This is a genomic window from Pseudomonas sp. 5Vm1k (assembly GCF_056161485.1).
Genome location: NZ_JBSPCZ010000026.1, coordinates 67159 through 74492, shown reverse-complemented (window position 1 = coordinate 74492; position 7334 = coordinate 67159). Strand labels below are relative to the sequence as shown.

The window sequence follows — 7334 nt, the reverse complement described above, 5'->3', positions numbered from 1 at the left end:
AAACAGATCATCTGCGCCGCCATGCGCAAGCTGCTGCACTACGTTTACGCAGTGCTCAAATCGGGCCAGCCATATGACCCGGAATTTGCGCTTGCTCGGTGAGATTCAAGACGGTATCTACAGAGAACTCATTCCCCTGTAGGAGCTGCCGAAGGCTGCGATCTTTTGATTTTGGTGTTTGGGTTTACTCGACCCAGCTATAGAGCGGCGTATCCCCGCCGCTCACCACTTTCACATCCGCACAATGGCGCAGGCGCACCAACAGGCGTGCCGCAGCTCCTACAGAGAACTCATTCCCCTGTAGGAGCTGCCGAAGGCTGCGATCTTTTGATTTTGGTGTTTGGGTTTACTCGACCCAGCTGTACAGCGGCGTATCCCCGCCGCTCACCACTTTCACATCCGCACAATGGCGCAGGCGCACCAACAGGCGTTTGCCCGACGCCGCGCTGCCGGTCAGCCCTTCCAACTGTTCCAGCAAATCCGGCCCGCTCAATTGCCCGGCCTTGCGCAGCAGGTCCTTGGCGATCTGCCACAGCGCGTCATCCTGATTCAGCGGTTTCGCCACCGGGGCACTGACTTCCTCGGTTTTGCTGACCTGCAACTGTGCGCCGAGCCGCGCCCAGTCGCTGTCGTCCATCTCCAGAGTCAAATCCACCGGCCAATCGCCGATGCTTCCGCGTATTCGCAACATAGGTCTGCTCCTGCACATTTCTGACCTGCATGCTCCCATGGGTCTTGTGCAACGCCAAGCGGGCGGTCAAACTCTCCGCACTTTCGTTATAAGATTACATAACAAACCTTTCACTTTACTTTCCGGAGACCCGCCATGCGTCGTCTGCTTCTTGCTCTGCCGTTTGCCCTGTTGCCGCTGGCCGTCGCCCACGCCGCTGATGAACACGGCAGCCTCGGCGCCCATGAACATGGCGTCGGTCGCCTGAACGCAGCGCTGGACGGCCAGACCCTGGAGCTTGAACTGGAAAGCCCGGCGATGAACCTGGTGGGCTTCGAACACGCTGCCATCAGCGACGCCGACAAAGCCAAAGTCGCCGCCGCCAAGGCGAAGCTGGAAAACCCGCTGGCACTGTTCAACCTGCCCAAAGCCGCCGGTTGCAAGGTCGCGACCCAGGAACTGGAAAGCCCGCTGTTCGGTGACAAACCCGACGCCGACGATGACCACGATGAAGCGGACAAGGACGGTCACGAGCATCACCACGACCACAGCGAAATCCACGCCCACTACCAATTCAGCTGCTCGGCACCCGGCGCGTTGAAAACCCTGGACCTGGCGACGATCTTCAACACCTTCCCGGCGACCCAGAAGATTCAGGTACAACTGATCAGCCCGAGCGGCCAGCAAGGCGTCGAAGTGACGGCCAAGGCTGCAGCCCTGAAGTTCTGATCCACCGAAGATCCCCTGTGGGAGCGGGCTTGCTCGCGAATGCGGTGTTTCAGGCAACATCAATGTCGCCTGACACGCCCTCTTCGCGAGCAAGCCCGCTCCCACAGGGGGGATCACCACCCATCTGACCGGTTTCACATGACCCAAGCACTCATCGAACTGTCCGACCTGGGCTTCAGCTGGCCCGGTCACCCGCCGCTGCTGGATATCCCGGCGTTTCGCCTGGAGCCCGGTGAAACCCTGTTCCTCAAGGGCCCCAGCGGCAGTGGCAAGACCACCCTGCTCGGCCTGCTCGGCGGTGTGCAAAAGCCTGATCGTGGCAGCATCCGCTTGCTCGGCCAGGAACTGACCGAACTCGGCGCCGGTGCCCGGGACCGGTTTCGCGTCGATCACACCGGCTACATTTTCCAGCAGTTCAACTTGCTGCCGTTTCTCTCGGTGCGCGAAAACGTCGAGTTGCCTTGCCACTTCTCCAAACTGCGCGCCGAACGGGCGAAACAGCGCCACGGCAGCGTTGATCAGGCCGCCGCCACCCTTCTCGCTCATTTGGGTTTGAAGGATGAAAGCATCCTCGGCCGCCGCGCCGATTCGCTGTCGATCGGCCAGCAACAACGGGTCGCCGCCGCACGGGCGTTGATTGGTCAACCGGAACTGGTGATCGCCGACGAACCGACCTCAGCCCTGGACTACGACGCTCGCGAGAACTTCATTCGCCTGCTGTTCGCCGAATGCCGCGAAGCCGGGTCGAGCCTGTTGTTCGTCAGCCATGACCAGAGCCTTGCGCCGCTGTTCGACCGCAACCTGTCGCTGGCCGAGCTCAATCGCGCCGCCACCCCGTTCGAGGTCTGAGATGTATTTGTTTCGTCTAGCCCTGGCCAGCCTGGCTAACCGCCGCTTCACCGCGATCCTCACTGCGTTCGCCATCGCCCTGTCGGTCTGCCTGCTGCTGGCCGTTGAACGCGTGCGCACCGAAGCCAAGGCCAGTTTCGCCAGCACCATCAGCGGCACTGACCTGATCGTCGGCGCCCGCTCCGGTTCGGTGAACCTGTTGCTGTACTCCGTATTCCGCATCGGCAACGCCACCAACAACATCCGTTGGGACAGCTTCGAACACTTCGCCAACAACCCGAAAGTGAAGTGGGCGATCCCGATGTCCCTCGGTGATTCCCATCGCGGTTACCGCGTGATGGGCACCACCGAGGCGTACTTCGAGCATTACCAGTACGGCCATCAACAACACCTGGAATTGGCCGACGGTCGCGCCTTCGCCACTGACCCGTTTGAAGTGGTGCTCGGCGCCGAAGTGGCGGATGCATTGCACTACAAACTCGGCGACAAACTGGTATTGGCCCACGGCGTGGCGGTGATCAGCCTGGTCAAGCACGACGACAAACCGTTCACCGTGGTCGGCATTCTCAAACGCACCGGCACCCCGGTGGACCGCACGCTGCACATCAGCCTCGGCGGTATGGAGGCAATCCATATCGACTGGCACAACGGCGTGCCCGCTCAGGGCAAAGGTCGGATCAGCGCCGATCAGGCGCGCAACATGGACCTGACGCCGCAAGCGATCACCGCATTCATGCTTGGCCTCAACAGCAAGATTTCGACCTTCGCGGTACAGCGCGAGATCAATGAATTCCGTGGCGAACCGATGCTGGCAATCCTGCCGGGTGTGGCGTTGCAGGAGTTGTGGAGTTTGATGAGCACGGCGGAAAAAGCCTTGTTCGTGGTCTCGCTGTTTGTGGTGCTGACCGGGTTGATCGGCATGCTCACGGCGATTCTCACCAGCCTCAATGAACGGCGGCGCGAGATGGCGATCCTGCGCTCGGTGGGCGCGCGGCCATGGCATATCGCGACGCTGCTGGTGCTGGAAGCCTTTGCCCTGGCACTGTCCGGGGTGATTGCCGGCGTGGCGTTGTTGTACGTGTGCATCGCCGCCGCCCAAGGTTACGTGCAGGCCAATTACGGTTTGTACCTGCCGCTGTCGTGGCCGAGCGAATATGAATGGACGCTGCTCGGTGGCATCCTGATCGCCGCGCTGCTGATGGGCAGCGTGCCGGCCTGGCGCGCGTATCGCCAATCACTGGCCGATGGCCTGTCGATCCGTTTATGAGGACGTTGAAGATGCCCCGCGCTCTGCTCGCGCTGTTGATGCTGGTCGCCCTGCCCCTGTGGGCGGCCGAGCCGAAGGATTTGACCTGGTCGGAAATGATCCCGCCGGACGCCCCGGCGGAAGTGCCGAACATGACGCCGCTGCATGATCTATCGCAGATGAGCAGCACCCTTGAATCAGCACCCGCCGCCAAGCAGGACCTGCCGAATGCGCCGGTGGTGAAAAGCCTCGACGGCAAGAACATCCGCTTGCCGGGCTACATCGTGCCGCTGGAAGTGAGCGAGGAAGGTCGCACCACGGAGTTTTTGCTGGTGCCATATTTCGGCGCCTGCATCCACGTGCCGCCACCGCCGTCGAACCAGATTGTGCATGTGAAAAGCGAAGTCGGCGTGAAGCTGGATGAGTTGTATCAGCCGTACTGGATCGAGGGTTCGTTGCAGGTCAAGGCATCGACCAGCGAACTCGCGGACGCCGGGTATCAGATGGAGGCGGACAAGATTTATGTGTATGAATTGCCGGAGTGAATCTGGTGGTTCTGTGTTGATTGTGAGGACGCCTTCGCGGGCAAGCCTCGCTCCTACAAGGGTGTGTCATTCCCATTTTTGGCGATCGACACAACCTTGTAGGAGCGAGGCTTGCCCGCGAAGAGGCCCTCAAAGGCGCCACAAAAAACAACCCCATCACTGTTTCATTGAGCTGCATCAAAAGACCGTATCAGATGGCTCTTTACCATTGGACATCGAACATTTCTAACGTCCTTTGGAGCCCCCATGAACAAGTCCAAGCTCTGCGCCTCGCTGTTTGCCCTCGCGCTCACAGCGCCGCTCGCCCATGCCCACGAGGCCGGCGACATCATCGTTCGCGCCGGTGCGATCACCGTCAACCCGAAAGCCGACAGCTCCAGCGTCAAGGTTGACCAGGGTCCGTTGGCGGGTGCCGATCTGGGTGGCAAGGCCACCATGAGCAGCGACACGCAACTGGGTTTGAACTTCGCCTACATGCTCACCAACAACTGGGGCATCGAGCTGCTCGCGGCGTCGCCGTTCGAGCATGACGTGAAGATCAAAGGCACCTCTCTGGGCGCGGCCAACGGCAAACTCGGCACCCTGAAACACCTGCCGCCGACCCTCAGCGTCGTGTACTACCCGCTCGACGCCAAGTCGGCGTTCCAGCCGTATGTCGGCGCTGGCATCAACTACACCTGGATCTACGACGAACACGTCGGTAGCGAAGCGCAAGCCAACGGCTTCAGCAACTTCAAGGCGAAAAACTCCTGGGGCATGGCGTTCCAGGTCGGTGCTGACTACATGATCACCGACAACATCATGCTCAACGCCCAGATGCGCTACATCGACATCGACACCCGCGCGACCGTGGAAAACGACGCCGTGGCACCGGGTACTCGGGCCAAGGTTAATGTGGATGTTGATCCATTTGTGTACATGGTCGGGCTTGGTTACAAGTTCTAAGGCCCCTGCGGTAAGGGTGCAGGAGATCCCTGTGGCGAGGGGGCTTGCCCCCGTTCGGCTGCGCAGCAGTCGTAAATCCGGTTAGCGCGGTGTATCTGAAAAAACGAGGCGGATGGTTTTGGGTCCGCTTCGCAGCCCAACGGGGGCAAGCCCCCTCGCCACAGGTGATGAGTCGGCCCAACAAGTGAATTCCAAGCCACAAAAAAGGCGCCTCAACAGGCGCCTTTTTCGATCGTTCCCACGCTCTGCGTGAGAATGCAGCCCGGGACGCTCTGCGTCCCATCCAAAGCCGAACGCGGAGCGTCCGTTGAGGCATTCCCACGCAGAGCGTGGGAACGATCAGCGGCCGAGCAACCGCGCCAGCCCAACACTCATCGGCGTTTGCTCAGGATAGGTAAACCGCTCCAGCAACCGCCGATTGTTCGCCCGCGAGTGACGGATGTCACCGGAACGTGCCGGGCCGTAACTCACTGGCGGCAACTCACCGACCACTTGCTCCAACGCTTCGAGCATCTGCTTGAGCGTCGTCGCCTGGTTCCAGCCGACATTCACCGCGCCCACTTCGATCTGCGGTTTCTCGATTGCCTGCACCAGCAAATCCACCAGGTCTTCAACGTAGACAAAATCCCGAGTCTGCTCGCCATCGCCAAACACAGTGATTGGCAGGCCTTTCTGCGCACGCTCGCTGAAAATGCTGATCACCCCGGAGTACGGCGAGGACGGGTCCTGGCGCGGGCCGAAGATGTTGAAGAAGCGAAATACCACCGGTTCCAGGCCATGCTGGCGACGATAGAAATCGAAGTAATACTCGCCGGCCAGTTTGTCCGAGGCGTAAGGCGTCAGTGGTGCCTTGGCAGTCTCTTCGTCAATCGACTCGCCTTCGCCGTTGTTGCCATACACCGCCGCGCTGGACGCGAACAGCACCCGCTTCACGCCGGCCTGACGCATGGCCTCGCAGACATTCAGGGTGCCGATGAAGTTGCTCTGGTGAGTTTTCACCGGATCATCCACCGACGCCTGCACCGACGCCACGGCAGCCAGGTGTGCCACAGCGCTGCAGCCAACCATGGACTTCGCGACCAATGCCGCATCGGCGACGTCGCCGACAATCAGCTCGACCTTGGGGTTATCCAGCGGCAGGTTGCTGCGTTTGCCGGTGGACAGGTCATCGAGAATCCGCACCGAATGGCCCTTGGCGAGCAAGGCATCCGTGAGGTGCGAGCCGATGAAACCGGCGCCGCCGGTGATGAAAACAGGGCCGTCAGCCATGGCGATAAAACCTATCCAGTAAGCCCGGGAGCGCCGCGCGCCAGGCGCGGGGCTTGATCCCGAAGGTGTGCAGAATTTTCTTGCAGGCCAGCACCGCGTGTTGCGGTTCTTCGGCAGCATCGGGCCGGGCGGCGTGAGCCTGGGCGGTCGGCGCTTCGATGGCCAGCTCATGCAGGTTGCGTGCTTCGGTAATGATCGCCTGCCCCAATGCCAGCGGCGTGGTCGCCTCATGCCCGGCGTAATGATAGGTGCCCCACAGCGGCGCCGCACAATCGAGTTGTTTGAGCACCGAGATGATCACCCGGGCCGCGTCGTCCACCGGCGTTGGATTACCCCGACGGTCGTCGGCCATCAGCAGCTCTTCAGGTGTCTCGGCCCGGGCCAGAAAACGCCCGAGGGTGCCGTCGGGGCTGTCGTCGAGCAGCCAGCCGAAACGCAGCAATACGTGTTGTGGGCAGGTTGCGCGCACGCTTTGTTCGATCCGCCACAAGGCCTGACCGCGCAGCCCCAGGGGCACCGGTTCGTCTTTTTCGCTGTAGGCCGTGGCCCGCGAGCCGTCGAACACGCGATAGCTCGAAGGTTGCAGCAACACGATGTTGTGGTGCTGGCACAGTTCGGCCAGACGCTCGACCGCGCGTTCCTGCCCGGCCAGACGCTGTTCGCTGACCGCCTCCGCCTGGAACCAGTCAAAGTAATAGGCGAGGTTGATCAGCGCATCCGGACGGGTGTCGTCGAGCAGTTGCGTCAAGCTCGCGGCATCCCAGCCGTCTTGTGGTGGGCGGGGGGCGAGGAAACCGATGTCTTCCTCCGCACCGAGGCGAATCAGCGCCTGCCCAAGGGCATTTCCGCCGCCCAGTAACATAAGGCGCATTCGCATAGAGTCAGCAGGCCCAGTCTGATTGGAACAATGGTTTTATCGACACCACCCGCAGGCAATGTCGTCGATAGATGCCGGAATCGTTGCATTTTGCGGGTTTAGTGCGCAACCGTCATCCGTAAAGTGTAGATCTACGGAATTCACTGCGGCCCTTGTGGCGAGGGGGCTTGCCCCCGTTGGGCTGCGAAGCGGCCCCAAAACAGG

The 7334-nt window shown here is 61.2% G+C and carries 8 protein-coding genes; 5 read left to right on the top strand and 3 right to left on the bottom strand.

What is annotated here, in order from left to right; genetic code table 11:
• Positions 1-346: 346 nt before the first annotated feature.
• Positions 347-691 (bottom strand): hypothetical protein, encoded by a 345-nt coding sequence (locus ACWIKB_RS30960; protein ID WP_475271262.1) that lies wholly within the window; start codon positions 689-691, stop codon positions 347-349.
• A gap of 135 nt (positions 692-826) precedes the next feature.
• On the opposite strand from ACWIKB_RS30960, the gene ACWIKB_RS30955 reads away from it, so the two are divergent.
• From ACWIKB_RS30955 to ACWIKB_RS30935, 5 genes are all read left to right on the top strand, one after another.
• On the top strand, positions 827-1399 hold the full coding sequence (locus ACWIKB_RS30955; RefSeq protein WP_475271261.1) for a DUF2796 domain-containing protein: 573 nt from the start codon (positions 827-829) through the stop codon (positions 1397-1399).
• A 138-nt stretch (positions 1400-1537) separates the two neighbouring features.
• The gene (locus tag ACWIKB_RS30950) at positions 1538-2248 is read left to right on the top strand and encodes an ABC transporter ATP-binding protein (protein ID WP_092277477.1); all 711 of its coding nucleotides are present in this window, start codon (positions 1538-1540) and stop codon (positions 2246-2248) included.
• A gap of 1 nt (position 2249) precedes the next feature.
• Entirely contained in the window at positions 2250-3515 is a 1266-nt protein-coding gene (locus ACWIKB_RS30945) for an ABC transporter permease (RefSeq protein WP_463258603.1), read from the top strand.
• Between the two features lie 11 nt (positions 3516-3526).
• Positions 3527-4039 carry a DUF3299 domain-containing protein gene (locus ACWIKB_RS30940; RefSeq protein WP_475271260.1) on the top strand — a complete coding sequence of 171 codons (513 nt, stop codon included), beginning with the start codon at positions 3527-3529 and terminating at the stop codon, positions 4037-4039.
• Between the two features lie 246 nt (positions 4040-4285).
• Positions 4286-4984, top strand: a complete 699-nt coding sequence (locus tag ACWIKB_RS30935) for an OmpW/AlkL family protein (protein WP_475271259.1) — start codon at positions 4286-4288, stop codon at positions 4982-4984.
• Positions 4985-5323: 339 nt separating this feature from the next.
• Here the strand turns inward: ACWIKB_RS30935 and ACWIKB_RS30930 are convergent, their stop codons facing one another.
• The gene (locus tag ACWIKB_RS30930; RefSeq protein WP_475271258.1) at positions 5324-6253 is read right to left on the bottom strand and encodes an NAD-dependent epimerase/dehydratase family protein; all 930 of its coding nucleotides are present in this window, start codon (positions 6251-6253) and stop codon (positions 5324-5326) included.
• Complete coding sequence (locus ACWIKB_RS30925) at positions 6246-7130, bottom strand: sugar nucleotide-binding protein (RefSeq protein WP_475271257.1); 885 nt, start codon at positions 7128-7130, stop codon at positions 6246-6248. Before ACWIKB_RS30925 ends, ACWIKB_RS30930 begins: the two co-directional genes overlap by 8 nt.
• Between the last annotated feature and the right edge of the window lie 204 nt (positions 7131-7334).